A 24,519-nucleotide genomic window follows, 5' to 3' on the forward strand; every position below is an offset into this window, starting at 1 on the left:
CAGGCCGCTAAGCGCGGCGTATCCCTCCTCCTCTCAGCTTTCGATGATGTGTGAATCTGATAGCCCCGAGGGGAGAAGAGACAAGTGGCGGCGTCGCGCCTCGTTCTCAGCCGTTCCGGAGTCTGAGGTAGCGGCTGCGTAAAAAACGAGCCTTTGCCAAAAACCAAAGGCCGGGACATGCCCGGCCTTCGCTCTCAATCTTTTCGAAAACAGCTCAGTTGAGCCGCGTCTTGACCTGGCCTACGGCATTGCCGAAGAGTTCGGACTGGACCTTGGCATCGGCCTGCTTGGCAAGCACGGTTTCGGCAGCCGCGATTGCGAGATCGACGGCGGCGGAACGTACCGCCTTCATCGCCTCGGCCTCGGCCTGCTTGATCTTCTGCTCGGAAAGCGCCGTACGGTTGGCGACGAATTCTTCCGTCTTCTTCTTCGCCTCAGTGGTCAGCATTTCGGCTTCGCGCTCGGCGGCGGCAACGATGTGAGCCGCTTCGGCTTCCGCTTCCTTGCGCTTGCGCTGGTATTCGGCGAGCAGGTGCTGGGCCTCTTCGCGCAGGCGCTTGGCTTCGGCCAGTTCGTTGCGGATCTGGTCGGCGCGGTCGTCGAGCGACCGTGCCATCATGCCCGGAACCTTCAGGTAAACGACCAGCGCCAGGAAGAGGACGAGGCCGACAAAGGCGAAGAAAGTCGCGTCAAAGAATTCCATCGATCAAGCCTCCTTCTTGGCAACTGCGACGGCGGCGGCGACATCGGCCTTGGCGACGGTGCCGCCGATCAGCTGATCGACCACGGCAGCCGCAGTTTCCTCGGCAATGGTGCCGACGTCGGCGAAGGCCTTGGCCTTGATCTCGCCGATGCGGAGCTCGGCAGCCTTGATCTTTTCCGACAGGCTTGCCTCGACAGCGCGACGATCCTCTTCGGCCTTGGCCTTGGCGGCGTCGCGTGCGGCGGAGCCGATCGCGTTGGATTTGGCGCGGGCAGCGGCCAATTCACCTTCATAGGTCTGGACGGCGGCGTCGGCTTCCGCCTTCAGGCGACCTGCTTCTTCCAGATCCTGGGAGATGCGCGTGTGACGCTGATCGAGAATGGCCCCGATGCGCGGCGCGATGACCTTTTGCATGAGGAGGTAGAAGACGCCGAACGTGATCACCAGCCAGAGCAGCTGGGATGCGTAGGTCGTCGAATCGAAAGGCGGGAAAGGGCCACGGGCGTGTTCGCCTTCGGCAACACCAGTCTCGGTATGGACCTCGCCTGCGGCCGGAGCGGCATGCGCATCCGTACCCGTCGCTGCCGCCGGTGCTTCCTCAGCGTAAGCCGGGGTCACAAAAAACATGCTCACCTCCAGGTGGACTGCAAATGCAAAGGATCACGGCTTGCGGTCGCAGGCCGTGATCCATCTATTCGCCGATATCAGACGGCGAAAAGGAGGAGGAGAGCGACGAGCAGCGAGAAGATGCCCAGAGCTTCCGTAACGGCGAAGCCGAATACCAGACGGCCGAACTGGCTGTCAGCGGCAGACGGATTGCGCAGTGCGCCGGAGAGGTAGCTGCCGAAAATATTGCCGAGGCCGAGAGCCGTACCGGCCATACCAAAGCAAGCCAGGCCTGCACCGATGTACTTTGCTGCTTCCGCTTCCATGTTGAACTCCTTTGAAATGGTTGTTGCGGCGAATGACTGACGCCCTTTGACGTCGTTGTCGTTATCCTTAGTGCCCGCCCGGATGGATCGCGTCGTTGAGGTACATGCAAGTCAGCACCGCAAAGACGTAAGCCTGGAGGAAGGCGACGAGGAACTCGAGACCGGTCAGGGCGACCGTCATGATGAGGGGAAGAACGGCTCCGCCGACACCGACTGCACCAAGGGCTCCAAGCGAGGCGACGAAGCCTGCGAACACCTTCAGCGTGATATGACCGGCGAGCATGTTGGCGAAAAGACGAACCGAGAGCGAAATCGGACGGGAGAGGAAGGAGATGATTTCGATCGAGACGACCAGCGGCAGCAGGACGCCCGGCACGCCCGAGGGCACGAAGACATTCAGGAAGTGGAAGCCGTGCTTGTAGAAACCGTAGACGAGCACCGTGCCGATGACGAGGATCGCCAGCGCGAAGGTGACGATGATCTGGCTGGTGACCGTGAAGAAATACGGGAACATGCCGAGCAGGTTCGCCGTCAGGACGAACATGAAGAGCGAAAAGACCAGCGGGAAGAACTTCATTCCCTGCTTGCCCGCGCCTTCCTTCAGCATGTTGGCGATGAATTCATAGGACATTTCCGCAACCGACTGCGAGCGGCCCGGCACGATGGCGCGGTTCGAGGTCGCGAAATAGAGAAAGCCTACGGCTACGGCAGCCGAAGCGGCCATGAAGAGCGATGCATTGGTGAACGAGAAATCAATCCCGCCGATTTCGATCGGCACAATCTTGAAGATCTGGAACTGATGAGTCGGATCGTTGGACACCGCTTGTTCTCTCTCTTTGGCCCGCAGGACGCGGGGTCATTGCACTGGACCGGGACCGGTCCTTATTTCTTGTCGTCGTCGAGCGGATGGGCCACCACCCCCGCAGAACGCAGCACGTTCAGAACGCCGGCACAGAATCCGAGAAGCAGAAGAACAATCAAACCCCAAGGCGCCGTGCCAACAAAACGGTCGAGGACATAGCCAAGGAAGGCACCGACGAGGATTGCGGCAATGAACTCGCTGGAAAGCTTCATCGCCTGAGCATAACCTTTACGGCTTACCTCGGCTTGGGCCTCGCTTGCGCGTTCCACTCCCGCCTCGACGCGTTTGGACGCGAGTTCCGCTTCCAGTCGCGCACGGCGCTTCTCAAGACTTTCCTCGCGGTCGTCCGCCATGGATCTCTCCTCGCTTGCCCGTCGCCCGCACTCCCGCTACCCCGGTCATTCGGACCCCGGACACGAGGGTTGAAACCCTTCCGGCCCGTTCTGAAGTCGCGCGCAACATAGTTTTAGGGATTGGTATAGTCAAGGCGTAGACAGCTTCTGTCCAGCCAGAAAATAATTCCGTCGAATCAAAGAGATAAACTGCTTTTGGATCGATCGCTTAAATTCGATGGAAAGAATCCGCTTTTAAGCCCGGCAAATCGGCTTGCCCCGCGATTTATCTCAGCTCCAGCCGCCGCCATAGGTGCGATAGAAGACGTGAAGACCGATGCGGCCGACCTTCTCCATGGTCTTTGCCCATTTCGGCCTGACATAGACGGCATGATAGTGCGTCGCCGAGCCCACCTGCGGCAGCCAGATCTTGCCTGATGTCACCGCCATCGCCACATCGCGGGCCATCCGCCAATGATATTGCGAATTCACCCTGTCCTTGATGCTGTCGCAGGCGAAGGAAAACTGGCAGCGGTTGCGCCAATCCTCGTTCTGGTAGACGACGCCGCAGATGGTTTTCGGATAGGAAGGGTTGCGGACGCGGTTGAGGATGACCTGGGCGACGGCCGCCTGGCCCTTCACCGATTCTCCGCGCGCCTCGAAATAGATGCCGGAGGCAAGGCACTGCTGTTCGCGGGCGGAAAAGACGCTCGGCGCCAATATGCTTGCGGCCCAGGCATGGTCGCGCGGACCGATCTCCGGAACGAAGCGGCCGCTGTCCTGTTCGGTCAGGATCGAATCGAAGGGCGACTGGCGGGAATAGTCGGGTGCTGCCGGCCCATAGGCGGTGGCGAGCACATCGGCCTTGTCGCTGGTGACCAGGCTTGCGAGCATTGCCGGCACGCCCCTATCGGTCACCACAGGCTGCTTCTTATAGAAAGAAGTAGCGATCTCGATTTCCTTGCCCTGGATCTTCGGCTTGACGAAGGCCGACCTGTCCTTGAGATCGAAGCTCGGGGTGAAAAGCATCTTGGTACGCTCGAGGATCGAGCCGGCGGAAAAGTCCTTCGGCGGCTGCATCTTCTCGACGGCGACGACGCGGCCCTTCTTGGTGGCGCGGTTGACGCGATCCTCGTCGGGCGTGTCCTCGTGGCCCTTCTCCTCGGCGGTAAAAGCAACCTTGCGGCCATCGGGCAGCACCATGCCGGCGCCGGCGGAGATCGAACCGGTCACCATCGGCTCGGCGAAAGCGAGTTCGGCCTGGTGGATGGAGCCTGCCGGCGAATTGGTCAACACCATGCGCCAGTTCTGCCCTTCCCGGTCGAGACCGGCAAGCATGGCGGCGAGATCGGCATGGGATGCGACGCTCGGGAAGATCAGCCAGCCGGCAAGCCCGAAGATTACCGGCGACACCCAGTTCTCGGGAAGAAGACGCAGCTTGCTACGGGAAGAGCTCTTTCGACGCAACACGAACTCCGGGCATGGGACGCGGGAACATGCCCCTATAAATCCCGCATTAACCTTGACGTCCGGTTAACGGGCCGTGCCGGAATGTGACTGTGAGAATTTTTGGATGTTGGTGAAAATCCATCTGGAGCTGCTGCGCTCCTCCTGGCCCTATCCTGTTAACCAGGCTCCGTAGGGCGAGTTCGACGGGAATAGATCCCATTCTCCGTCGTCCTCGGCCTTGAGCCGAGGACCCATGCCACAGCTGCTGGTGGGTGCCGTGTGGATGCTCGGCTCAAGACCGAGCATGACGGAGGACGAGGTGGCGGAAGGGCCATTCAAAGCGCAGGCGCCCACGTCAGCAATCTCGTCCGCGCCCCATCAAATAATAACGTGCGAGCCCAGTTCCACCACGCGGTTGGCCGGCAGGCGGAAATAGTCCGAAGGGTTGGCGGCGGCGTTGGCGAGCGCGATGTAGAGCCGGTCCTGCCAGTAGGGCATGCCCGACTTGGCATCCGGCACCAGCTTGCGGCGGCCGAGATAGAAGGAGGTCGACATGATGTCGAACTTCAGTCCGGTCTTGCGCAGCGTCGCCAGGGCCTGTGAGACGTTCTGCGATTCCATGAAGCCGAACAGCAGTTCGACGCGGGAGAAGCGCTCGGAAATCTGCTCGACCTTGTAGCGGTCCTGGCTGGGGACGCGCGGCTTGTTGACGGTGCGGATCGTCAGGATGACGTTGCGGTCGTGAAGCACATGGTTGTGCTTGAGATTGTGGAGAAGCGCGGCGGGGGCCGATTCCGGATCGCTGGTCAGGAAGATCGCGGTGCCGGGAACCTGGGCCGGCGAATGTTCGCTCTTGCGCTCGATCGAGCTGACGAAGGAGGGCAGCGGAATATCGGTGTGGCGGGTCTTTTCCATGAGGATCGCGGTGCCGCGGCGCCAGGTCCACATGATGACGGTGAAGCCGGTGGCGATCATGATCGGGATATAACCGCCGTCGTGGATCTTCAAAAGGTTGGCGCCGAGGAAGATCAATTCGAGCACGACCAGCGGCGCAAGCGCCATCACCGCCACCGGCAGCGACCAGTTCCAGCGGGCGCGGACGAATTCGAAGGCCATGATCGAGGTGACGACCATGGCGCCGGTGACGGAGATGCCATAGGCGGTCGCCAGCGCGTCCGACGTCTTGAAACTCAAGACCAGGAAGATGACACCGATGAACAGCACGGCATTGACCGAAGGCACGAAGATCTGCCCGGTATTGGTTTCCGAGGTGAAGAGGATTTCCATGCGCGGCAGGAAGCCGAGGTTGATGCCCTGGCGCACCATCGAGAACGCGCCGGTGATGACCGCCTGGCTGGCGATGATCGTCGCCGCGGTCGCCAGGATGACGACCGGCAGCAGCGCCCATTTCGGATACATCAGATAGAAGGGATCCGACATCGTCGCCGGATTGCCGAGAACAAGCGCGCCCTGCCCGAGATAGTTCAGCGTCAGCGCCGGGAAGACCAGGAGGAACCAGGCCCACTGGATCGGGCGGCGGCCGAAATGGCCGAGATCGGCATAAAGCGCCTCGGCGCCCGTCACCGTCAGGAAGACGGCGCCGAGCACGACGACGCCGTAGAAGCCCTCATGCAGCAGGAAGCTGACTGCATAATAGGGATTGAAGGCGGCAAGGATGCCGTAATCGTCCGAGATATGGGAAATGCCGGCGGCCGCCATGACGAGGAACCAGACGGCGGTGATCGGGCCGAAAAACCGCGCGACGGCGCCGGTGCCGCGCGATTGCACGACGAAGAGCAGCGCCAGGATCACCACCGAGATCGGCACGATATATTCCGAGAGGCTTGGCGTGACGAGCTTCAAGCCTTCGACCGCCGACAGCACCGACAGCGCCGGCGTAATCATCGCGTCGCCGAGGAAGAGGGCAGCGCCCATCAGGCCGAGCAGCATCAGCAAGGCGGTGTGGCCGTTGGCGGTCTTCATCAGCAGGGCGAGCAGCGACAGCGTGCCGCCCTCCCCTTCGTTGTCGGCGCGCAGCAGGAAGAGCACATATTTGATGGTGACGATGATCGTCAGCGCCCAGATCATCAGCGAGATCAGGCTGATGACCTCGAAACGGGTGACGCCGTCATGGGCGACAGGCTTCAGCGCCTCGCGAAAGGCATAGAGCGGGCTGGTGCCGATATCGCCGTAGACGACGCCGATGGAGCCCAGCGTGAGGTAGAACAGCTTTTTCGGCGTCATCTGGGATTCGTTCGGATGGCTCTCTTCGGACATGAAGTTGCAACAGGCTCCTCAGAGCCAGCCTTTCCAGCGGAAAAAGAAAAAGGGGATGACGGCTGATATCACCATCAGGGCCAGCGAATAGGGATAACCCGCGGCCCAGGCCAGCTCCGGCATGACCTGAAAATTCATGCCATAGACGGAAGCGACCAAGGTCGGCGGCAAGAACACCACCGAGGCAATCGAGAAAATCTTGATGATCGAGTTCTGCTCGATGTTGATCAGCCCGAGCGAAGCGTCGAGCAGGAAGGTGATATTGCCGGCGACGAAGGCGGCATGCTCCGACAGCGACTGGATATCGCGCGAGACGGTGCGGCAGAGCTCCTTCGCCTCCCGGTCCTGCTGGATCGCCGGGATCGTGTGAAAGAAGGTCAACAGGCGGGACAGCGAACCGAGGCTGTCGCGCACCTTGCTGATCATCCGGTGATGACCGGCGATATCCCTGAGCTTCTCCTCGAGAAAGTTCGAGGGCTTGCGCACCTTCTTGGCCCGATCACCGAAGACATGCGTCGACAGGATGTCGATACGCGAGACGGACATTTCGAGGATCTCGGCCGTGCGGTCGACGATCGTCTCCAGCAGCTTGGCGAGAAGGGCAGCGCCGCTGCGCCAGTTTTCCGGCAGCCGGTGAAGGGCGGCGATGAACAGCGCAAAGGATTTGGGATGGGCGTAGCGGATGGTGACCAGGCGGTTTCCGGCCAGGATGAAGGCGACATCGGTCAGCGTCGGCACATCGGTATCGGCCTTCCAGAGCAGCGAGGCGGTCATGAAGACGGCATCGTTTTCGACATAAAGACGGGCGGAAGGCTCGATATCCTTGAGATCATCGCGGGTCGGGACCTCGATGCCGAGAACCTTCTCGACATAGAGCTCCTCGTCGCGGGTCGGCTCGATCATGTCGATCCACACCACATCCTCGGGAAAGGATGCGGCATGCGACAGGTCGCGGATCTCGACCGACTTGCAATTGGAACAGTAGGCGGTGATCACCGGCAGCCTCTCCGCCTGCATCCCACCTTAAAGGCCGGCATGCGCATTGTGCTCAACCGCATCGCAGTTCCCAATCCTTCGATCGACAAGACAACTCCGAACTTGCAGGCGGGCGGCGTCTTCGAAACGAAGACAGCCGTCACTGAGCATCTGCAGCAAAACGCCATCATGGCGCCGCGGCATATGAAGCAAAGCCGTGAAATAATCAAGACATCTTCCGTGAAGCGCGGCTTTTCACCACGTTTCCCCCACAATTTGGGGTATCCGCCGCAGCGATTCGGCGCCCTCTAAAGTGCCGCGCATCGCAGGTGATCCATGCAATGCGCTTCAGCTCTTTGTATCATGCATGCCGTTATCCCGGAACCGCTGCACACTTTCGGGCGACATGCATTATTCGAAGACGATTGTCGGCGCCGGACGCTGGACCTGGCCGGCGATCTGTTCCCAGACCTTGGCGGCGATGCCGCGATAGATGCCGGCGACGACGCCGTTCGGCTCGGAGGCGACGAGCGGCGTGCCGGCGTCGGAGGTTTCGCGGATGTTCATCGTCAGCGGCACTTCGCCGAGGAAGGGCACGCCGATGCGCTCGGCCTCCTTGCGGGCGCCGCCATGGCCGAAGATGTCGTAGCGGGTGCCGGTATCCGGGGCGATGAAATAGCTCATATTCTCGACGATGCCGAGCACCGGCACCTCGACCTTGCGGAACATGTTGAGGCCCTTGCGGGCATCGATCAGCGCGAGATCCTGCGGCGTCGAGACAATGACGGCGCCGGCAAGCGGCACCTGCTGGGCCATGGTCAATTGGGCGTCGCCGGTGCCGGGCGGCATGTCGACGACGAGGACGTCGAGCTCGCCCCAGGCGACTTCGCGCAGCATCTGCAACAGCGCCGATTGGACCATCGGCCCGCGCCAGATCATCGCCGTCTCCTCGTCGACAAGGAAGCCCATCGACATGACCTTGAGACCATAATTCTCCATCGGATTGATGATGCGGCCGTCGATTTGTGTCGGGCGGCCGGATATCTTCAGCAGCCGCGGCATCGAGGGACCATAGATATCGGCATCGAGAATGCCGACACGAAGACCGTTGGCGAGCAGGCCGAGTGCGAGATTGACGGCGGTGGTCGACTTGCCGACCCCACCCTTGCCCGAGGCGACGGCGATGATCGCGCCGATGCCGGGCACGCCGATCTTGCCGGCGCGCGGCGGCTGTTGAGGCGCATGGGCGTGGCCCGCATGATCATGTTGGTGATCGTGGCCGGCATGACCGTGAGGCGGGTTCGGCCGAGTAGCGGGGGCAGCGGCGGCCGCCTTCTTGTCGGCAGTCAGTGTGACGAGGGCACCCTTGACGCCCGGCATTTCCTTGATGACGCGCTCGGCGGCGAGCCGCATCGGCTCCAGCTCCTTGGCGCGATCGGCCGGAACGGTGATGGAGAAATAGACCTTGCCGTCGGAGATGAAGACGTCGGAGACCATGCCGAGCTCGACGATATCATGCTCGAGATCCGGTCCGCGCACGGTCTTCAGCGTTTCGAGAACCTGTTCCTTGGTGACGTCGGCCATTCCATCCTCACTGCTTGCCTGCAGAGACCACAAATAGTGGAGGCGGACGCCTTCGCCAAACGAAATCATCGTAGGGGAAATCGATTTGCCGGCTTGTAAAAAGCGCCGGGGAGAATGGGCAATCCGTTGCGGCCATCAAGTCCGCCGGGCTTTCGCCCTGATGGCCGCAACGGTCTCCCCGAAAACCGGCGCAATGCGGGCGAACTAGAGTAAGCCGGCAAAAAGGCCAGCAAAAAATGACGGGGAAAGACCAAATCGCCGGCAGCTGCCAAACAAGCGGTGCCAAAACGCAACAACCGCCGCCGACGCCGAAGGCCTACGAGAAAGGCCTCATCGGCGTCGGGCAGCAGTGTGCCGGCCGCGCCATTTCCTGGCGCTGGTCCAAGTCCCCTCTGGGCCTCTTGGCAAAAGAGATGCAGAAAGCGTGCCAGACGGAAAATCGGCGGAAATGCTATAATGGCGGCCTGGGATGGCGCTGACGGCCAAGGATATGCCCAAGCGCTGGGCGGCCGGCGAAAGCCCGCCGCGCCTTATTGCATCTTATTTGATCAGGCCGATCCGCAGCGCCTTGGCGACCGCCTGGGTGCGGTTGACCGTATCGAGCTTCTTGGTGGCGCGGTTCAGGTAGTGATTGACCGTGTGCTCGGACAGGGTGAGGATCTCGGCGATCTCCGCACTGGTCTTGCCGGCCGCCGTCCAGTTGAGGCAATCGATCTCGCGGTCGGTCAGCGTGTCGGTGATGCGCGTATCGAGGTTGCGGATCTCGGCGAGCCTGTCGAACACATGGATGGCGATGTAGCAGAGTTCGCGCATCTCCGCCGGGCTGAAGGCTTCGCGGTCACCGGCGAAAGACACCGCGCCGCGCAGGCCGGAGGGCTCATGCGTCGGAAAATAGGCGCCGCGCATCATCCTGAAACGTTCGAACATTGTCACGACGAGGGCGGACTTGCCGTCGTCGCGCGCCCAGTTTTCGCGCGACATGTCGTAGTAGAACGGCCGCGCCGAGGTTCTGAGCCGCCGGAGAACCGGGCTGTTGACCAGCAGTCCCTCCTGGTCGTAGAGCGCCAGAAGCTCCGCCGGCCAGCTGGTGATGACGGTGCTGCCCTGGAGATCCAGGGAGGTGATCGGCGGCAGGTTGAGAACCATGAAGGCCCGGCTGCGATAGGCTTCCGTCACGCGTTTGAGGAAACGGAAAATATCGAACTGCGTCTTCAGGCCCGCTATCTCCTTGATATAATCATCTTCTTCCGGGGATGTTTGCGACAAGGGTGCCATCACATTTCTTCATCTTCGGCAGAGCAGCCGGTTCGATTGTATCGGGGAATGACGATCGCTGATTGGATCAAACGGAGCCGGCCTCGGCGTGCAGCATTCGGCCGGTGAGTGGTTGTCGATTTCGCGGACTATTTGCAGTTGTCGTGATTCGCCGGCAAATCTCAATATCGCCCTCATCATAAGCATGCTCTCCGAATCGCGTTCGGCAAGGGCGGAGCGCAATTTTCCGTCAGCGGCGCGGGCCGAGGCGGATGCGCATGCCTTCCATAATCCTCCCAGCTGCCCGCTGAACGGGAACGGCCCATTGGCGCAGAAGTTCCATCGACAGGCGATAGGCCGGGCCGGTGATCGAAATGCCGCCGATAAAAGTCCGATCCTCCGACCAGACGGGCGCGGCAACGCAGCGGATACCGGCCTCATGCTCCTCGCGGTCGAAGGCATAACCCTCTACGGCGATCTCGCGGATTTCGGCAAGCAGCGTTTCGGCTGAGACATGGGTCGAGGCGGTAAAGCGGGTGAAGCTCAGATCGGCAAGGAGATCGGCGAGGAGATCGGCGGGAAGCAGCGAAAGGGCGGCCTTGCCGACGCCGGTGCAGTAACAGGGCGAAGCATTGCCGATCTGCGAATACATGCGCACCGGCTGACGGCCGTCGACCTTATCGAGATAGATGATCGACTGGCCTCTGAGAACCCCGAGATGCACGGTCTCGCCGGTCGCCTGCTGCAGTTCGGCGAGGTGCGGTTCGGCAATCAGGCGGAATTCATTGCGCGCCCAGCTGCGGGCGGCAAAATCGAGCAGGCGCAGGCCCGGCGCATAACGGCCGTCGCCGTCGAGTTCGAGCAGCCCCTCCTCCACCAGGTGGCTCAGCTGGCGATGCAATGTGCCGCGCGGCTGGCCGGCAAGGGCGAGGATATCGGTGAAACGCAGCGGGCCATCCGCATGGGTGACGAGATCGAGCAGAACCATGAGTTTGCCGAGCGTGCCGGTCTCGCGTGCCTGCGCTATGCCGTCGCCGCTTGAATTCATCGTCCCATCCACCCTTGACAGAAAGGGCAGCATAATTGGATAATTCCATATAGTCAAATTAAGTTCCAAATAATGGAATAATGGTGGGGAGGCGCCGCTGACGATGACAACGAACCTGATGCCGGCAGCACAATTTCCCGAGTTCAAAGACCGAACCGTACTGGTGACCGGCGGCGGATCGGGCATCGGCGCTGCGATCGTCGAAGGTTTCGCACGCCAGGGCGCCAAGGCGTCGTTCATCGATATCGCCGAAGCCGCAGGTCAAGAGCTTGCCGAGAGGCTGTCACAGGAGACGGCGCATCCGGTCTCCTTCCACCATGCCGACCTGCGCGACATCGAGGCAATCCGGCACACGGTCGATACCGTCATTGCCAATTCAGGGCCGATCCGCGTGCTGGTCAACAATGCCGCCTGGGACGACCGCCATGAATTCGACGACGTGACCGAGGCCTATTGGGACAACAACCAGGCGGTCAACCTGCGGCATGTGTTCTTCACCTCGCAGGCAGTAGTGCCGTCGATGCGGACGGCCGGCGGCGGGGCGATCATCAATATGTCGTCGATCGCCTTCAAACTGAACATGGGCGGTTTTCCCTCCTATGCGGCGGCGAAGGCTGCGGTCGTTGGGCTGACGAAGAGCTTGGCGGGCAGGCTCGGGCCGGACAATATCCGGGTCAACTGCATCCTGCCCGGCATGGTCGTCACCGAACGGCAGATGCAGCTCTGGCTGACCGAAGAGAGCATCGCGCGCTCGGTCGAGGACCAGTGCCTGAAAATCCCGCTGAAGCCCGACGCGATCGTCGGTCCCTGCCTGTTTCTTGCATCCGACTGCGCGGCGGCGATGACCGCCCAGTCCCTGATTGTCGATGGAGGCGTTCTGTAATGGCTAATCCCGCTTATGTCGCGGTGGACTGGGGCACCAGCAGTTTCCGGCTCTGGCTGATCGGCAAAGACGGCAGCATCCTTGCCGAACGCCGTAGCGGCGAAGGCATGACGAGCGCTGCAAAAACCGGCTTCTCCCAGGTGCTTGCCGGCCACCTCACGGCCGTCGAGGCGCCGGAAAACCTGCCGGTGATCGTCTGCGGCATGGCCGGCGCACGGCAAGGCTGGGTCGAGGCCGGTTATATCGACGTGCCGGCCCCGCTCGCATCGATCCTCACCGGAGCGGTCTCCGTGCCGGGCGAAAGCCGCGACATCCGCATCCTGCCGGGCCTTGCCCAGCGGGATATCGCCACGCCCGACGTCATGCGCGGCGAGGAAACCCAGCTTCTCGGCGCACTCGGCACCGCAAGCTCGGGCGCGCAGGCGGTCTGCATGCCGGGCACGCATTCGAAATGGGTGCATATCAGGGATAGCAGGGTCACCGGCTTTTCGACCTTCATGACCGGCGAGCTTTTCGACGTCATCAGCAAACACACGATCCTGTCGCATGCCGTTGCCGGTGCCGAGGAACAGCCGGCGGACGCGGCGGCCTTCGAGGCGGCGGTATCGGCGGCTTTCGCCCGGCCGGCACTTGCCTCCAACCTGCTCTTTGCCGCCCGCTCCGGCCAACTGCTGCACGGCATCTCGGCTGCATCAGCCCAAGCCCGGCTTTCCGGCACGCTGATCGGCCTCGAAATCGCCGGCGCACTGCAGGATGCGGCCAACTCAGACATCACCCTCGTCGCTTCCGGGCGCCTGCAGGCGCTCTACGAACAGGCCTTCAAAACCCTCGCCCTTGCCTTCACCGCCATCGATGCGGACGCCGCCGTGCGCCGCGGACTTTCGGCCGCTGCCGAAACCATCTGGCCGAACTGAGAAAGCCGACACGATGAACCGTATTCCCTTCCCCGCCATGAAGCGCCCGCTGATCGCCATCCTTCGCGGCATCCGGCCCGACGAGACCGAGAGCATCGTCGGCGCCCTGATCGACCATGGCCTGACGGCGATCGAGATCCCGCTCAATTCGCCGGAACCGTTCAAATCCATCGAGATCGCCGCGAAGATGGCGCCGGCCGAGGTGCTGATCGGCGCCGGCACGGTGCTGACGGTCGAGGCGGTCGACAGCCTGAATGCGGCCGGCGGCAAGCTGCTGGTCACGCCGAATGTCGAGCCCGAGGTGATCATCCGGGCGCGCGACTATGGCATGGTAACCATGCCCGGCGTCTTCACCCCGACCGAGGCGCTGGCTGCGGCACGCGCCGGTGCCACCGGTCTCAAATTTTTTCCGGCGAGCGTGCTTGGCCCGTCCGGCATCACGGCGATCCGGGCCATCCTGCCGCCGGAGTTGACGATTGCCGCCGTCGGCGGCGTATCGGACAAGAATTTCAGCGATTATACCAAGGCCGGCATCTTCTCCTTCGGCCTCGGCACCAGCCTCTACAAGCCGGGAATGACCGCCTCAGAGGTTGCCGAGCGCGCCAAGGCGACCATTTACGCCTATGATGCAGCCATTGGGAGCGCGAGCGTATGACCGATATTTATGAGTTCGAGGGCAAAACCCTCTGCAACACCAACTCCGTTCTCGGCGAAGGCCCGACCTATGATCCGGACAGCAATACGGTCTGGTGGTTCAACATCCTCGGCAAGGAACTGCACGAGCTCAATCTTTCGACAAATGCGAAAAAGGTGCACCCGTTGCCGGCCATGGCAAGCGTGCTTGCCCGTATCGACGCCGGACGGCAGCTGATCGCGACGGAGGAAGGGCTGTTCGTGCGCGATGTGGCGAGCGGCAATCTCACCTTCTATGCGGCGCTCGAAAACGACAAGCCGGAAAACCGTTCGAACGACGGCCGTACCCATCCTTCCGGTGCGCTGTGGATCGGCACGATGAGCAAGCGGGCGGAAAACCAGGCCGGCGCCATCTATCATGTCGCCGGCGGCAAGGTGACGAAGATCTTCAACGGCATCAGCATCCCGAATTCGATCTGCTTCTCGCCTGACGGCACGATCGGCTATTATACGGACTCCCGCCTCAACCGGCTGATGCGCGTGATGGTCGATCCGCAGACCGGCCTGCCCGCGGGCGAGCCGATCGTGCTGGTCGACAGCGCCAACGAGCCCGGCGACATCGACGGCTCGGTGGTCGATGCCGACGGTTATATCTGGAATTCGCGCTGGGGTGCCGGCGTCGTCGACCGCTATAGTCCCGATGGCCTGCGCATCTCGCGCTACAAGGTGCCCGCTGTTCAGCCCTCCTGCCCTGCCTTCATCGGTGTCAACGCCGACCGGCTGGCGGTGACCACCGCCTGGGAGGGCCTCGATGAGGATGCCCGTTCGGCGCAGCCCAGTGCCGGCGCGCTGCTCGAACTCGGCATCGACGTCAAGGGCGTGTTCGATCCGGTCTATGTGATTTGACGCGGAGCGATCCGCATTTGTTTGCCGGCGGCAATCAGAGGCGCTCCCGACCGGGGCGCCTTTTCTCGTTCCGGTGGCTGTCCCCTGATAACTGTTCCGTGAAAATCGAGAAATTTTCCGTGTTTTCAACCGGAACCAATCGGCGCACCAGTCATTGTCCCTTCGAACCGACACGGCAATGACTAGAGCGTTGCCGGGTCAGCAATCACTCTAGGGAAAATGAAGGTAGTCGAAATGACACGCAAACTCTTGACGACCGTTGCCGCTGGCGCACTGTTTGCCACGGCTTTCGCACCGGCGGCATTCTCGCAGACAGCCCCGCAGCCGGCCGATCCAGCCGCTCCGACGCAGGCGGCTCCCGCCGATCCGGCAGCACCGAAGCCGCCGATCACCCCTGACGTCACCAAGCCCGCAGGCGATGCCGCACAGGCCCCGGCCGCAGCACCGACGGCAGACACGGCCCAGGCCGGCTATATCACGGAGCAGGCTCCGGATCAGGTCAGCGCCAACACCTATATCGGCCAGTCGGTCTATAACGGCAACAATGAAAGTATCGGCAGCGTCAACGACCTGATCATGAAGAAGGATGGCGGCTTGGTTGCTGCGATCATCGGCGTCGGCGGCTTCCTCGGCATTGGCGAAAAGAACGTCGCCGTGCCGATGGACAAGATCACCGTCGCCCAGAACACCCAGGACGGCAGCGTCAAGCTGACGACAAGCGAAACGGCTGAATCGCTGAAGGCCGCACCTGAGTTCAAGACGCTGGCCATGCAGTCGGCGGAAAAGGCCCCGGCTGCGACCGGCACCGATACCACGGCGACCGGCTCGACCACGCCTAAGTAAACCGCGCGCGGTAATATAGCGTAGGCGATGGCGCTCCCAGGGGCGCCATCGCTTTTTGCTATGCCATCGCTTTATGCGCTGACACGCTCCGCCATGGCCGGATCGTAATAATTCTCGTGCAGGAAGCGGAGCGTGGCGATACCGTCGGCCGGACGGCCGAAGTGATAGCCCTGCCCCATACCGCAGCCGAGCGTGCGCAGCTTCACCGCCTCGGCATAATCCTCGATGCCTTCCGCCACGACCTCAAGCTCCAGCCCGTCGCACATGGTCAGGATCGCCTTGATGATGTGTTCGGAGGCGCGGTCCGAATTGATGCGCGAGACGAAGGCGCGGTCGATCTTGATCTTGTCGAAGATGAAGTCGCGCAGGCGTCCCAGGCTCGACTGGCCGGTGCCGAAATCGTCGAGCGAGATGCGCACACCGGCGGCGCGCAAATCGGCGATGATGCGGTGGGCGGTATCGGCCGAACTCATCACCGCGGTCTCGGTGATCTCCAGCTCCAGGCGATGCGGATCGAAGCCGACGCGGCCGAGGATCGACAGGACGCTGCTGCTCGTGCCCGGATCCATCAGCTGGGCCGAGGAGAGATTGAACGACAGGAAGAGTTCGCGCGGCCAGGAAAGGGCGGCTTCGGCGGCTTTGCGCAGCAGCGCCTCCGACAGCGCATCGATGAAACCGCGCTCTTCGGCGAGCGGCACGAAGACGCCGGGCGAGACGAAGCCGAGATCCGGATCGTTCCAGCGGGCGAGCGCCTCGAAGCCGACGACCTGGTTGTTGGAGAGCGAAACGATCGGCTGGAAATGCACGTCGATCGCATCGGAGATGATGGCGTTTCTGAGCGCCTGTTCCAGCTGCGTCGCCCGCTTCATCTCCTGGGCGATCTCTCTGCTGTAAACGGTGATCTGGCCGCGGCCGCGGCGTTTGGAGCGGTATAGCGCGGTTTCCGCGCTCTTCAGCAGTTCCTCGCAATCCTCGCCGGCGAAGGGGTAGATGGCAAAGCCGAGGGAGGCGGAGAGACGGACGTTGCGGTCGCCGAGATCATAGGGGGCCGACAACACCTCGCGGATCATCTGGCCGAATTTCTCGGCACTCGCCCGCTCAAAAATCAACGGCAGCACGAAAGCGAATTCATCGCCATCATGGCGGGTGACCAGCGCGCCATCGGGAATGCAGGCCCGCAGGCGATGGGCGACCTGGCACAGGATTTCATCGCCGGCTGCCGAGCCGAAGAGATCGTTGATCGGCTTGAAACTGTCGAGATTGGCGATACCGATGGTGAAGGGAGCCGGATCGCTGGCGCGCTCGGAGGAGATCTGCAAGACCTTGTCCCGCATGCGATTGCGGTTTCCCAATCCGGTCAGCGGATCGGTATAGGCCATCGCCTGAAGCTCATTCTGACCGACGGTCAAGAAAGCTATATCCGCCGATTTCATTATCCACCCGAGCTTTCCCGCGCCATGCAAAGAATGACCGGCATGTCTTAACAATTTGATAGTAAATCAGCGGCCATGGCCGCTTGAACCGCCCTAAATCTGGAGAGTTGACGGGGATTGCTCAGTTTTATGCATGTCGCCCGGAACCGCGGCACACGTCCTGGCGACATGCATCAGCCTCGCGCCCGCAGGGCCTCACCCAATAGGTGCTTCTGAAATATCGCCTCGAGCATGTCAGGGCTGACGGGTTTCATGATGACGTCGTCCATGCCTGATTTGACGCATTCGGCGCGGTCGCGTTCGAAGGCCTGGGTCAGCACGCCGATGATCGGGGTGCGGTTTCCGCCGCCGGTTTCCTCCATCTGCCGGATGAGGCGGGCGGCCTCGAAGCCGTTGAAGCCCGGCAGGGAAATATCCATCAGCACGATCTGCGGTCGGTGCTCGGCCCAGAGGCGCACGACCTCGTCGCCGGTCGCCGCGATCATATGGCGATAACCGAGGCCTTCGAGGATCTGCGAAAAAACGATCTGATTGATATCATTGTCTTCGGCGACGAGAACCTGCAGGCCGACCACATCGTCGGAAATGCTGATTTCCCAATCCGTATCCGCACCGGCAGCACTGCGGCTGTTGCGGTTGAAATGGCGGGCGATCTGGAAGGTGAGTTCGTTGGCGATCTGGAAACCGTCCATGACAAGCGACGGGATGCCGTATTGCTCGGCAAGCTCCAGGCAGCGCATGCCCATCTGATTGTCAATGATCAGGAGATCGAGCGAGATGCCGGAGGAGGTGGCGATTTCCAGGAAACGCTCCTCCTCGTCCTCGCCGCGGACCGAGCAGGATTCGAAACCGTATTTCGACAGCGTCCGCAAAGCGGCAGTCTCGGCGGCGAGGTCGGCCGTGACGACGAGGACCTTGCGGCCGGAGAAATTCTCCGGAACGATTGCTTCCATCGCCGCCGGTTCGCGGCGCTCGACGGCGCTCGGCACCGGCACATAGGCCCGGCGGTAGCTTTGATTGCTCGACGTGGTGATCGCCGAGGCCCGGCCGAACTCGTCGAGATCGGCGCCGTCGCGCGGCAGGTCCTGCATGGTCGAGACCAGGAAATAGCGGCCGGGCTTGCCGATGCGGTGCTTGCGGCTGACGATGTCGCGCTCGATGCCGTCGCGGGAGATCTGCCGCTGGCGGGAGACGGACATTTCGCCGGTCTCCAGCACATGACGGTCGCTCTCTTCGAAGCGCTTGGCGATCTCGTCCGAAAAGAGATCGCCGCTCTTGCGCCCGAGCACCTCGTCGGCAGTCGTCTGATATTTCTCGCAGAAGGCCAGGTTGACGGCGACATAGGTGAGGTTGCGGTCCTTGACGAACAGCGGGAACGGCAGATTGTCGAGAATGTCCTCGGTCAGCTGCACCCGCTCCAGATCCGAGCGCCATTGCTCTTCGCGCTTCTTGTCCTCTGATATGTCGGAAATGATGGTGACGCCGTAACCGCCCGGCAGCCTGCGCTTGACGAAGCGGACCCAGCTGTCGGCACCATGGCGCTCGACCGATTCAAAGCGCTCGCGCCAATGCGAGGCGATTTTCTGCGACAGCCAGTCCTCGCGGCTGAGCGAGCCGCCCTGCTTGGCAGCATATTGCTGGCGAATGCCGGTGTCGTACATCGCGCCGAGGAAATCGCGAAGCCGGGTGCCGGGCTTCAGCATCTCGGATGGCAGCGGGAAGAATTCCAGCGTCTGGCGGCTGGCGAAGATCAGATGATCGTTCTTGTCATAGATGATGAAAGCTGCGGAAAGGCTGTCGCACACCACATCGAAAAGCGCCGTCTGCAGATCGGTCGCGGCGGGAGTCCCATCGATTTCTGATGATGTGTCCGCCTTTTCGAAGCCGGCACTCATGCTATTGCGTCCCACATCTGTTCGATTTCGCAGCTTCCGGAGGTATATGAATAGAAATGCCATTTTTATGTTAAAACCGGCTTAACATTACCTATTCCCAAATTTGGGGGGAGCCCTGGATCACGCTTTGGGAAAGCCTATCGAAACCCCTTCCCTCCGGCCCGCGAATCCTCGAAAATAGCCCATGGCCATCAGACAGCTTTCCGAAACGCTCATCAACCAGATCGCCGCCGGCGAAGTCATCGAACGGCCGGCGAGCGCCGCCAAGGAACTGATCGAAAACGCGCTCGACGCGGGCGCGACGCGCATCGAGATCGCCACATCAGGCGGCGGCAAGGCGCTGCTGCGCGTCAGCGACAACGGCTCGGGCATGGATGCCGCCGATCTGGAACTGGCGGTCAGGCGCCACTGCACCTCGAAATTGTCGGATACGCTAGAGGATATTCGCACGCTCGGCTTCCGCGGCGAGGCGCTGCCCTCGATCGGCTCGGTCGCCAGGCTCAGCATCGCCAGCCGCAGGCGCGACAGCGCCGGCGGTCACGAGATCGCCGTGATCGCCGGCAAGATCGCCCATATCAGGCCCGCCGCCGCCAATCCCGGCACGATCGTCGAAGTGCGCGACCTGTTCTTCGCCACGCCCGCCCGGCTCAAATTCCTGAAGACGGAGAAGGCCGAGGCCGGCGCCATCACCGAAATCGTCAAGCGCATGGCGATCGCCTTTCCCGCCGTGCGCTTCGTGCTGTCGGGCTCGGACCGCACGACGCTGGAATTTGCCGCCACCGGCGACGATCACTTAGCGCGCATGGCGCAGGTGCTCGGCAAGGAATTCCGCGACAATGCCATTGCGCTCGACGCCGTGCGCGAGGAGATCTCGCTCACCGGCTTTGCCGGCGTGCCGACCTTCAATCGCGGCAACGCCGCCCATCAATATGCCTTCGTCAACGGCCGGCCGGTGCAGGACAAGCTGATCCTCTCGGCCATCCGCGGCGCCTATGCCGAGACGATCCCATCAGGACGCCATCCGGTGGCGGTGCTGTCGATCACGCTCGATCCCGCGCTCGTCGACGTCAACGTCCATCCGGCCAAATCCGACGTGCGGTTCCGCGACCCCGGCCTGGTGCGCGGCCTGATCGTCGGCGCCGTCCGCGAGGCCCTGGCGCGCGACGGCAGCCGGGCGGCAACGACGGGGGCAAGCGACATGCTGCGCTCCTTCCGCCCTGGTTTCCAACCTTATACGCAGCGGCCGCAGACGCCATGGTCGGCCGAGACCTCGCCGTCGCGGCCCTACCAGCCGGCAACCGGGTTCAGTGAACGGCCACAGGCCTCCTTCGACGGACTGTCGATACCAACGGCGCGGGCCGAGCCGCAGTTTTCGCCGCAGCCGGCCGCAGCCGACACGACCGCGCGCTATCCGCTCGGCGCGGCACGGGCACAGATCCACGCAAATTATATCGTCGCCCAGACCGAGGACGGGCTTGTCATCGTCGACCAGCATGCCGCGCATGAGCGGCTGGTGTTCGAGGCGATGCGCAAAGCGCTGCATTCGAAGCGGCTCGCCTCGCAGGTGCTGCTGATCCCCGAGATCATCGACATTCCGGAGGAGGATTGCGACCGGCTGATGCAGCATGCGGCCGAACTTTCCGAACTCGGCCTTTCGATCGAGCGTTTCGGCCCCGGGGCGATCGCCGTGCGCGAGACGCCGGCCATGCTCGGCGAGGTCGACGCGCATGGCCTGATCCGCCAGCTTGCCGACGAGATTGCCGAATGGGACACGGCGTCGGGCCTATCGGCAAAGCTCGAATATGTGGCGGCGACCATGGCCTGCCACGGATCGGTGCGCTCCGGACGGCGGCTGCGGCCGGAGGAAATGAACGCGCTGCTCAGGGAAATGGAAGTGACGCCCGGCTCCGGCCAGTGCAATCACGGCCGGCCGACCTATATCGAATTGAAGCTCAGCGATATCGAGCGGCTTTTCGGCAGAAGCTAAAAAAGCTGGAAAAGCAGCCCTTTCGAGAGTATGGCAAAGGGATGACAGACTGCAGGGAACGGAGCGCATGAATTTGTTCGAAGGCCATGGAAACCGCGAAGCGAAGATCCGGTATCTCGATGGCGATTTCCAGATTCTCTCGCCGGGCTCCTATGTCGTCTGCGCGATGACCGGCAAACAGATCCCGCTCGACGAGCTGCGCTATTGGAGCGTCGCCCGCCAAGAACCCTATGCCGACGTGATCTCGGCGATCGAAGCCGACAAACGCGCCGGCGTGCTGCCGAACCAGCGGCGCTAGGTCGTAGCCTTCATTTCCCGCAAACGCCGCTCGCGACAGGCGGCGATCGCCCGGTCGATGATCAGGCTGGGTGCGCGGTGGTCCTCGAACACCATGTCGACCTCGATCACCCGGCTCTTTTCGGCGAGTTGCGCCGCCTTGCCGGGATGGCCGGAGAGGCGGACGAAATCCTTGGACGTCGTGACGATCAGCAGGCTCTGACTCTCGGCGGTGGTCAGGATGTCGTCGATCTCCTCCTCGGTCAGATGCTCGTGGTCGCCGAAGCTCTTGGCGACCACGATTTCGGCGCCGCGCGATTCCACGGTGCGGAAGAATTTGGCGGGATCGGCGATGCCGGCGAAGGCGAGCACCTTCACGCCGGCCAGCGTGTTGTCGCCGCGCACTTTCAGCGATGCGGTGAAATAGGGTTTTGCGGCGCGCGCCGCCATGCGGACGATCCTGTCGGCGGCATTGCCGCCGCCGACCTTCAAGAGCGCCGTCGCATGACGCAGCTGCTGGCGGATCGGCGCCCGCACCGGGCCTCCCGGCACGATATGGCCGTTGCCGAGGCCGCGGGTCGCGTCGATGACGAGCAGGGCATAATCGATCGCCAGCCGGGCGCTCTGGAAACCGTCATCCATGATGATGAGATCGGCGCCCTCCGCCACCAGGCGCGCGGCACCCTCGACGCGCCTGCGGGAAATCACCGTAAGCGCCTCCTGGGCAAGCAGCAACGGCTCGTCGCCGACGGCGACCGCGCGGTGATGATCGGGATCGACCACCGTCGTCACATCGAGCGAGCCGCCGTACCCCCTGCTGAGAAAACCGGGCTTCAGCCCCTTGGCCTTGGCGGCACGGGCAATGGTTAGCACCGTCGGCGTCTTGCCGGCGCCGCCGACGGTGAAATTGCCGACGCAGATGACCGGAATGGGAACGGAGGCGCGGCGCGCATGCGCCATGCGGTGGCCGGCGATACGGCCGTAGAGAAAGGAAAGCGGCAGCAGCAGCCAAGCCCGCCAATCGGCTTTCCTCCACCAGAACGGCGGCGCCTCGGATATCATCTTGCCGTCCCGCTCCCCTGCCCCTCGACCGGCCGGATTGAGAAGCCAAAATCGATGAAAATGCAAGCCCTTACTGATCAGGCCGGCTGCAGATCCGGCAGCAGCGCCTCGATGGCTGTGATGTCGTCGAGCACGTGATCGGCCGCAGAGGCCAGCGATTCCCGCGAACCGGTGCCGGTCAGCACGGCGATCCTTAAGCCCGTCCCAGCATTCAGGCCCATGTGCAGATCGTGATTGTTGTCGCCGACCATGGCGACTTCCTCAGGCGAAAGACCGGTTGCGGCACAGAAGCCGAGCACCATGCCCGGCTCCGGCTTGACGCCGAAACCGCTGTCGTAGCCGGCGATGTAATCGACATAGCGGGCAAAACCGAAGCGTTCCGCCGTCTGGCGGATCGAGCGTTCATTGTCGCTGGAGGCGACGCCGAGCTTGAAGCCGCGCTGATGCAGCCTTGCGAAGAAGCCGGCGAGATCGGTCACCGGCACGGAAAATTCGGCAGCGCTGGAAAAGAGTTCGTCGAGGCGCACCGTCAGCTCACCCACATCGACCATCGAGCCCGCGGCAACCAGGCCCTCGGCGATCTGGCGGGTATTGCCGGCGGCAAGCAGGCTGTCGGGAACGATATGGCCGGTCACCGGATCCATGCCGCAGGCGGCAAGCAGCCGGTCGGCGAGAAGCGGATCGTCTTCAGCGGCGATGCGGGCCAACTCCCGGTTGACCGGCAGCCAACTCTCGTCATAGTCGAGCAGCGTGCCGTCCTTGTCGAAGAGAATGCCTTTGATAAGGGGAGCTGCCGACATGATATATCCTCAGACCTGGGCCACGGCCTTGGGCAGCAGCCGCGCCTTCACCGTCAGCGGATTGATATAGGGTTCCAGCCCCTTCACGGTCGCGGTCAGCGCGCCACGCATCTCGTGCACGGCGGTGATGCCGGCCTCGATCATGTTGCGGCGGGCTTCGTCATTGATCAGCAGGTAATGCACGCCCTTGGCCAGCATTTCGGTATCGCGCACCATGCGGGCGCTGCCGCTGCGGGCCAGCTTCTGATAGGCATCGCGGAAATTCTGCACATGGCCACCCGAGAGGACGGCGCAGCCGAGCATGGCGGGCTCCAGCGGGTTCTGACCGCCTTCGGCAAAGAGCGAGCGGCCGACGAAAGCGATTTCCGTCAGTCTGAGATAGAGGCCCATTTCCCCGATCGTATCGCCGAGGAAAATATCGACATCGGCCGACAAGACATCGTCACGGGTGCGGCGGGCGACCTTCAGCCCCTGCTTGACCAGCGCCGCCTCGATCTCGTCGCAGCGCTCGGGGTGACGCGGCACGATGATCGTCAATTGACGATCGCGCTCCCGCAGCGCCCGATGGACGATGGCGGCGGCATTCTCCTCGCCGTCGAAGGTCGAGATCGCCGCCCAGGTCTTGCGCTCGCCGATCTGCTTCTTGTAGCGGGCAAGCACAGCGCTGTCATAGGGCGGTGCGTCGGTATCGACCTTCAGATTGCCTGAGGTGATGACGGGGACGGCGCCGAGATCGCGGAAACGCTCGGCATCCATATCCGACTGGGCGATGACGAGGGCGAGATTCTCGAACAAGGCTTCGGCGATCGCCGGACGACGGCGCCAGCGGGCAAAGGAACGGTCCGACATGCGGGCATTGATCAGGATCTGCGGAATGCGGCGGCGGCCGAGTTCCAGCACGGTTGCCGGCCAGATCTCGGATTCGGCGATGATGGCGCAATCGGGCTGCCAATAATCAAGGAAGCGGCTGACGGAGGGCTTCAGATCGAGCGGCACATATTGATGGATCGCTTCCTGGCCGAGGCGCTCGGCGGCGAGTCTCGCGGAGGTGATGGTGCCGGTCGTCAGGATGACATGGATGTCGCGGCGGCGGATTTCGCGGATCAGCGGGATGACGGCATTGGTTTCACCCACACTTGCGGCATGGAACCAGACGAGCGGGCCTTGCGGCCGGTTGGCGCTCGGATAACCGAAGCGTTCCAGGCGGCGCGCCCGGTCTTCCTTGCCCTTGGCCGTGCGGTAGGTGATATAGAGGCCGACAACAGGAGAGGCCACGGTTCCCGCCAGACGGTATGCGCTCAGACCGAACCGAGCCATCCGGGAGCTCATTGCGCCAGCCTCCGATCCAAGATCGACATCAAACCCATTCCCTCATTATCGTTGCGGCCGCAATGACCGATCAATTTGTTCAGAATGCGTCAGACAATCCGGAACGACGGGCGCCCGATGCGGGAAAGCCCTGCGCGCCGAG

The 24,519-nt window shown here is 62.6% G+C and carries 24 protein-coding genes; 8 read left to right on the forward strand and 16 right to left on the reverse strand.

Annotated elements, in window-relative coordinates; genetic code table 11:
• Window positions 1–214: 214 nt before the first annotated feature.
• The 8 genes from CO667_RS24750 to CO667_RS24785 all read right to left on the reverse strand — a co-directional run bounded on the left by CO667_RS24750 (window position 215) and on the right by CO667_RS24785 (window position 7,551).
• The gene (locus CO667_RS24750; protein WP_097620936.1) at window positions 215–703 is read right to left on the reverse strand and encodes a F0F1 ATP synthase subunit B; all 489 of its coding nucleotides are present in this window, start codon (window positions 701–703) and stop codon (window positions 215–217) included.
• A gap of 3 nt (window positions 704–706) precedes the next feature.
• Entirely contained in the window at window positions 707–1,330 is a 624-nt protein-coding gene (locus CO667_RS24755) for a F0F1 ATP synthase subunit B (RefSeq protein WP_097620937.1), read from the reverse strand.
• A gap of 77 nt (window positions 1,331–1,407) precedes the next feature.
• Window positions 1,408–1,635 carry a F0F1 ATP synthase subunit C gene (locus tag CO667_RS24760; RefSeq protein ID WP_003545854.1) on the reverse strand — a complete coding sequence of 76 codons (228 nt, stop codon included), beginning with the start codon at window positions 1,633–1,635 and terminating at the stop codon, window positions 1,408–1,410.
• Window positions 1,636–1,702: 67 nt separating this feature from the next.
• The gene (locus tag CO667_RS24765) at window positions 1,703–2,455 is read right to left on the reverse strand and encodes a F0F1 ATP synthase subunit A (RefSeq protein WP_097620938.1); all 753 of its coding nucleotides are present in this window, start codon (window positions 2,453–2,455) and stop codon (window positions 1,703–1,705) included.
• A gap of 62 nt (window positions 2,456–2,517) precedes the next feature.
• Complete coding sequence (locus tag CO667_RS24770; protein ID WP_097620939.1) at window positions 2,518–2,850, reverse strand: AtpZ/AtpI family protein; 333 nt, start codon at window positions 2,848–2,850, stop codon at window positions 2,518–2,520.
• 270 nt (window positions 2,851–3,120) lie between these two features.
• The gene (locus tag CO667_RS24775) at window positions 3,121–4,296 is read right to left on the reverse strand and encodes a cell wall hydrolase (RefSeq protein WP_097620940.1); all 1,176 of its coding nucleotides are present in this window, start codon (window positions 4,294–4,296) and stop codon (window positions 3,121–3,123) included.
• 360 nt (window positions 4,297–4,656) lie between these two features.
• A complete protein-coding gene (locus CO667_RS24780; RefSeq protein WP_097620941.1) occupies window positions 4,657–6,555 on the reverse strand; it encodes a potassium transporter Kup in 1,899 nt (632 codons plus the stop codon).
• Between the two features lie 18 nt (window positions 6,556–6,573).
• Window positions 6,574–7,551, reverse strand: coding sequence for a magnesium transporter CorA family protein (locus CO667_RS24785; protein WP_097621038.1), 978 nt, complete (start codon window positions 7,549–7,551; stop codon window positions 6,574–6,576).
• 39 nt (window positions 7,552–7,590) lie between these two features.
• On the opposite strand from CO667_RS24785, the gene CO667_RS24790 reads away from it, so the two are divergent.
• The gene (locus tag CO667_RS24790) at window positions 7,591–7,842 is read left to right on the forward strand and encodes a hypothetical protein (RefSeq protein WP_097620942.1); all 252 of its coding nucleotides are present in this window, start codon (window positions 7,591–7,593) and stop codon (window positions 7,840–7,842) included.
• Window positions 7,843–7,941: 99 nt separating this feature from the next.
• On the opposite strand, the gene CO667_RS24795 is transcribed toward CO667_RS24790, so the two are convergent.
• From CO667_RS24795 to CO667_RS24810, 3 genes are all read right to left on the reverse strand, one after another.
• Window positions 7,942–9,114: an Mrp/NBP35 family ATP-binding protein gene (locus CO667_RS24795; protein ID WP_097620943.1), complete on the reverse strand. Its 1,173-nt coding sequence runs from the start codon at window positions 9,112–9,114 to the stop codon at window positions 7,942–7,944.
• Between the two features lie 540 nt (window positions 9,115–9,654).
• Window positions 9,655–10,389, reverse strand: coding sequence for a LuxR family transcriptional regulator (locus tag CO667_RS24805; protein ID WP_097620945.1), 735 nt, complete (start codon window positions 10,387–10,389; stop codon window positions 9,655–9,657).
• Window positions 10,390–10,618: 229 nt separating this feature from the next.
• The gene (locus tag CO667_RS24810) at window positions 10,619–11,416 is read right to left on the reverse strand and encodes an IclR family transcriptional regulator (RefSeq protein ID WP_097620946.1); all 798 of its coding nucleotides are present in this window, start codon (window positions 11,414–11,416) and stop codon (window positions 10,619–10,621) included.
• Window positions 11,417–11,534: 118 nt separating this feature from the next.
• Here CO667_RS24810 and CO667_RS24815 point away from each other — a divergent pair, with 118 nt between their 5' ends.
• The 5 genes from CO667_RS24815 to CO667_RS24835 all read left to right on the forward strand — a co-directional run bounded on the left by CO667_RS24815 (window position 11,535) and on the right by CO667_RS24835 (window position 15,595).
• Window positions 11,535–12,299, forward strand: coding sequence for an SDR family oxidoreductase (locus tag CO667_RS24815; RefSeq protein ID WP_097621039.1), 765 nt, complete (start codon window positions 11,535–11,537; stop codon window positions 12,297–12,299).
• Window positions 12,299–13,213: a 2-dehydro-3-deoxygalactonokinase gene (locus CO667_RS24820; RefSeq protein WP_097620947.1), complete on the forward strand. Its 915-nt coding sequence runs from the start codon at window positions 12,299–12,301 to the stop codon at window positions 13,211–13,213. The genes CO667_RS24815 and CO667_RS24820 overlap by 1 nt, the downstream gene beginning before the upstream one ends.
• A 13-nt stretch (window positions 13,214–13,226) precedes the next feature.
• Window positions 13,227–13,868, forward strand: a complete 642-nt coding sequence (locus CO667_RS24825) for a 2-dehydro-3-deoxy-6-phosphogalactonate aldolase (RefSeq protein ID WP_097620948.1) — start codon at window positions 13,227–13,229, stop codon at window positions 13,866–13,868.
• Window positions 13,865–14,752, forward strand: a complete 888-nt coding sequence (locus CO667_RS24830; protein ID WP_097620949.1) for an SMP-30/gluconolactonase/LRE family protein — start codon at window positions 13,865–13,867, stop codon at window positions 14,750–14,752. Before CO667_RS24825 ends, CO667_RS24830 begins: the two co-directional genes overlap by 4 nt.
• A 234-nt stretch (window positions 14,753–14,986) precedes the next feature.
• The gene (locus tag CO667_RS24835) at window positions 14,987–15,595 is read left to right on the forward strand and encodes a PRC-barrel domain-containing protein (protein WP_097620950.1); all 609 of its coding nucleotides are present in this window, start codon (window positions 14,987–14,989) and stop codon (window positions 15,593–15,595) included.
• A 71-nt stretch (window positions 15,596–15,666) separates the two neighbouring features.
• On the opposite strand, the gene CO667_RS24840 is transcribed toward CO667_RS24835, so the two are convergent.
• The gene (locus CO667_RS24840; protein ID WP_097621040.1) at window positions 15,667–17,031 is read right to left on the reverse strand and encodes an EAL domain-containing protein; all 1,365 of its coding nucleotides are present in this window, start codon (window positions 17,029–17,031) and stop codon (window positions 15,667–15,669) included.
• 170 nt (window positions 17,032–17,201) lie between these two features.
• A complete protein-coding gene (locus tag CO667_RS24845) occupies window positions 17,202–18,923 on the reverse strand; it encodes a response regulator (RefSeq protein ID WP_097620951.1) in 1,722 nt (573 codons plus the stop codon).
• Between the two features lie 184 nt (window positions 18,924–19,107).
• Between CO667_RS24845 and mutL the strand changes: the two genes are divergently transcribed.
• Complete coding sequence (mutL, locus tag CO667_RS24850) at window positions 19,108–20,910, forward strand: DNA mismatch repair endonuclease MutL (protein WP_097620952.1); 1,803 nt, start codon at window positions 19,108–19,110, stop codon at window positions 20,908–20,910.
• A 67-nt stretch (window positions 20,911–20,977) separates the two neighbouring features.
• The gene (locus tag CO667_RS24855) at window positions 20,978–21,208 is read left to right on the forward strand and encodes a DUF2093 domain-containing protein (RefSeq protein WP_003588271.1); all 231 of its coding nucleotides are present in this window, start codon (window positions 20,978–20,980) and stop codon (window positions 21,206–21,208) included.
• On the opposite strand, the gene lpxK is transcribed toward CO667_RS24855, so the two are convergent.
• From lpxK to waaA, 3 genes are all read right to left on the reverse strand, one after another.
• Window positions 21,205–22,248: a tetraacyldisaccharide 4'-kinase gene (gene lpxK, locus CO667_RS24860; protein ID WP_097620953.1), complete on the reverse strand. Its 1,044-nt coding sequence runs from the start codon at window positions 22,246–22,248 to the stop codon at window positions 21,205–21,207. The two genes, CO667_RS24855 and lpxK, sit on opposite strands and share 4 nt — an antisense overlap.
• Window positions 22,249–22,325: 77 nt before the next feature.
• Window positions 22,326–23,048 (reverse strand): HAD family hydrolase, encoded by a 723-nt coding sequence (locus CO667_RS24865; RefSeq protein ID WP_097620954.1) that lies wholly within the window; start codon window positions 23,046–23,048, stop codon window positions 22,326–22,328.
• 9 nt (window positions 23,049–23,057) lie between these two features.
• Complete coding sequence (gene waaA / locus CO667_RS24870) at window positions 23,058–24,377, reverse strand: lipid IV(A) 3-deoxy-D-manno-octulosonic acid transferase (RefSeq protein WP_097620955.1); 1,320 nt, start codon at window positions 24,375–24,377, stop codon at window positions 23,058–23,060.
• Between the last annotated feature and the right edge of the window lie 142 nt (window positions 24,378–24,519).

It is taken from the genome of Rhizobium sp. L43, from assembly GCF_002531725.1.
Lineage (GTDB): Bacteria > Pseudomonadota > Alphaproteobacteria > Rhizobiales > Rhizobiaceae > Rhizobium.

Coding starts and splice junctions, on each gene's coding strand:
- CO667_RS24835 (WP_097620950.1), top strand. CDS start 14,987: ATGACACGCAAACTCTTGACGACCGTTGCCGCTGGCGCACTGTTTGCC.
- lpxK (WP_097620953.1), bottom strand. CDS start 22,248: ATGATATCCGAGGCGCCGCCGTTCTGGTGGAGGAAAGCCGATTGGCGG.
- mutL (WP_097620952.1), top strand. CDS start 19,108: ATGGCCATCAGACAGCTTTCCGAAACGCTCATCAACCAGATCGCCGCC.
- CO667_RS24770 (WP_097620939.1), bottom strand. CDS start 2,850: ATGGCGGACGACCGCGAGGAAAGTCTTGAGAAGCGCCGTGCGCGACTG.
- CO667_RS24805 (WP_097620945.1), bottom strand. CDS start 10,389: ATGGCACCCTTGTCGCAAACATCCCCGGAAGAAGATGATTATATCAAG.
- waaA (WP_097620955.1), bottom strand. CDS start 24,377: ATGAGCTCCCGGATGGCTCGGTTCGGTCTGAGCGCATACCGTCTGGCG.
- CO667_RS24855 (WP_003588271.1), top strand. CDS start 20,978: ATGAATTTGTTCGAAGGCCATGGAAACCGCGAAGCGAAGATCCGGTAT.
- CO667_RS24790 (WP_097620942.1), top strand. CDS start 7,591: ATGCGCATTGTGCTCAACCGCATCGCAGTTCCCAATCCTTCGATCGAC.
- CO667_RS24830 (WP_097620949.1), top strand. CDS start 13,865: ATGACCGATATTTATGAGTTCGAGGGCAAAACCCTCTGCAACACCAAC.
- CO667_RS24820 (WP_097620947.1), top strand. CDS start 12,299: ATGGCTAATCCCGCTTATGTCGCGGTGGACTGGGGCACCAGCAGTTTC.
- CO667_RS24760 (WP_003545854.1), bottom strand. CDS start 1,635: ATGGAAGCGGAAGCAGCAAAGTACATCGGTGCAGGCCTGGCTTGCTTT.
- CO667_RS24845 (WP_097620951.1), bottom strand. CDS start 18,923: ATGAGTGCCGGCTTCGAAAAGGCGGACACATCATCAGAAATCGATGGG.
- CO667_RS24750 (WP_097620936.1), bottom strand. CDS start 703: ATGGAATTCTTTGACGCGACTTTCTTCGCCTTTGTCGGCCTCGTCCTC.
- CO667_RS24825 (WP_097620948.1), top strand. CDS start 13,227: ATGAACCGTATTCCCTTCCCCGCCATGAAGCGCCCGCTGATCGCCATC.
- CO667_RS24810 (WP_097620946.1), bottom strand. CDS start 11,416: ATGAATTCAAGCGGCGACGGCATAGCGCAGGCACGCGAGACCGGCACG.
- CO667_RS24755 (WP_097620937.1), bottom strand. CDS start 1,330: ATGTTTTTTGTGACCCCGGCTTACGCTGAGGAAGCACCGGCGGCAGCG.
- CO667_RS24865 (WP_097620954.1), bottom strand. CDS start 23,048: ATGTCGGCAGCTCCCCTTATCAAAGGCATTCTCTTCGACAAGGACGGC.
- CO667_RS24815 (WP_097621039.1), top strand. CDS start 11,535: ATGCCGGCAGCACAATTTCCCGAGTTCAAAGACCGAACCGTACTGGTG.
- CO667_RS24795 (WP_097620943.1), bottom strand. CDS start 9,114: ATGGCCGACGTCACCAAGGAACAGGTTCTCGAAACGCTGAAGACCGTG.
- CO667_RS24780 (WP_097620941.1), bottom strand. CDS start 6,555: ATGTCCGAAGAGAGCCATCCGAACGAATCCCAGATGACGCCGAAAAAG.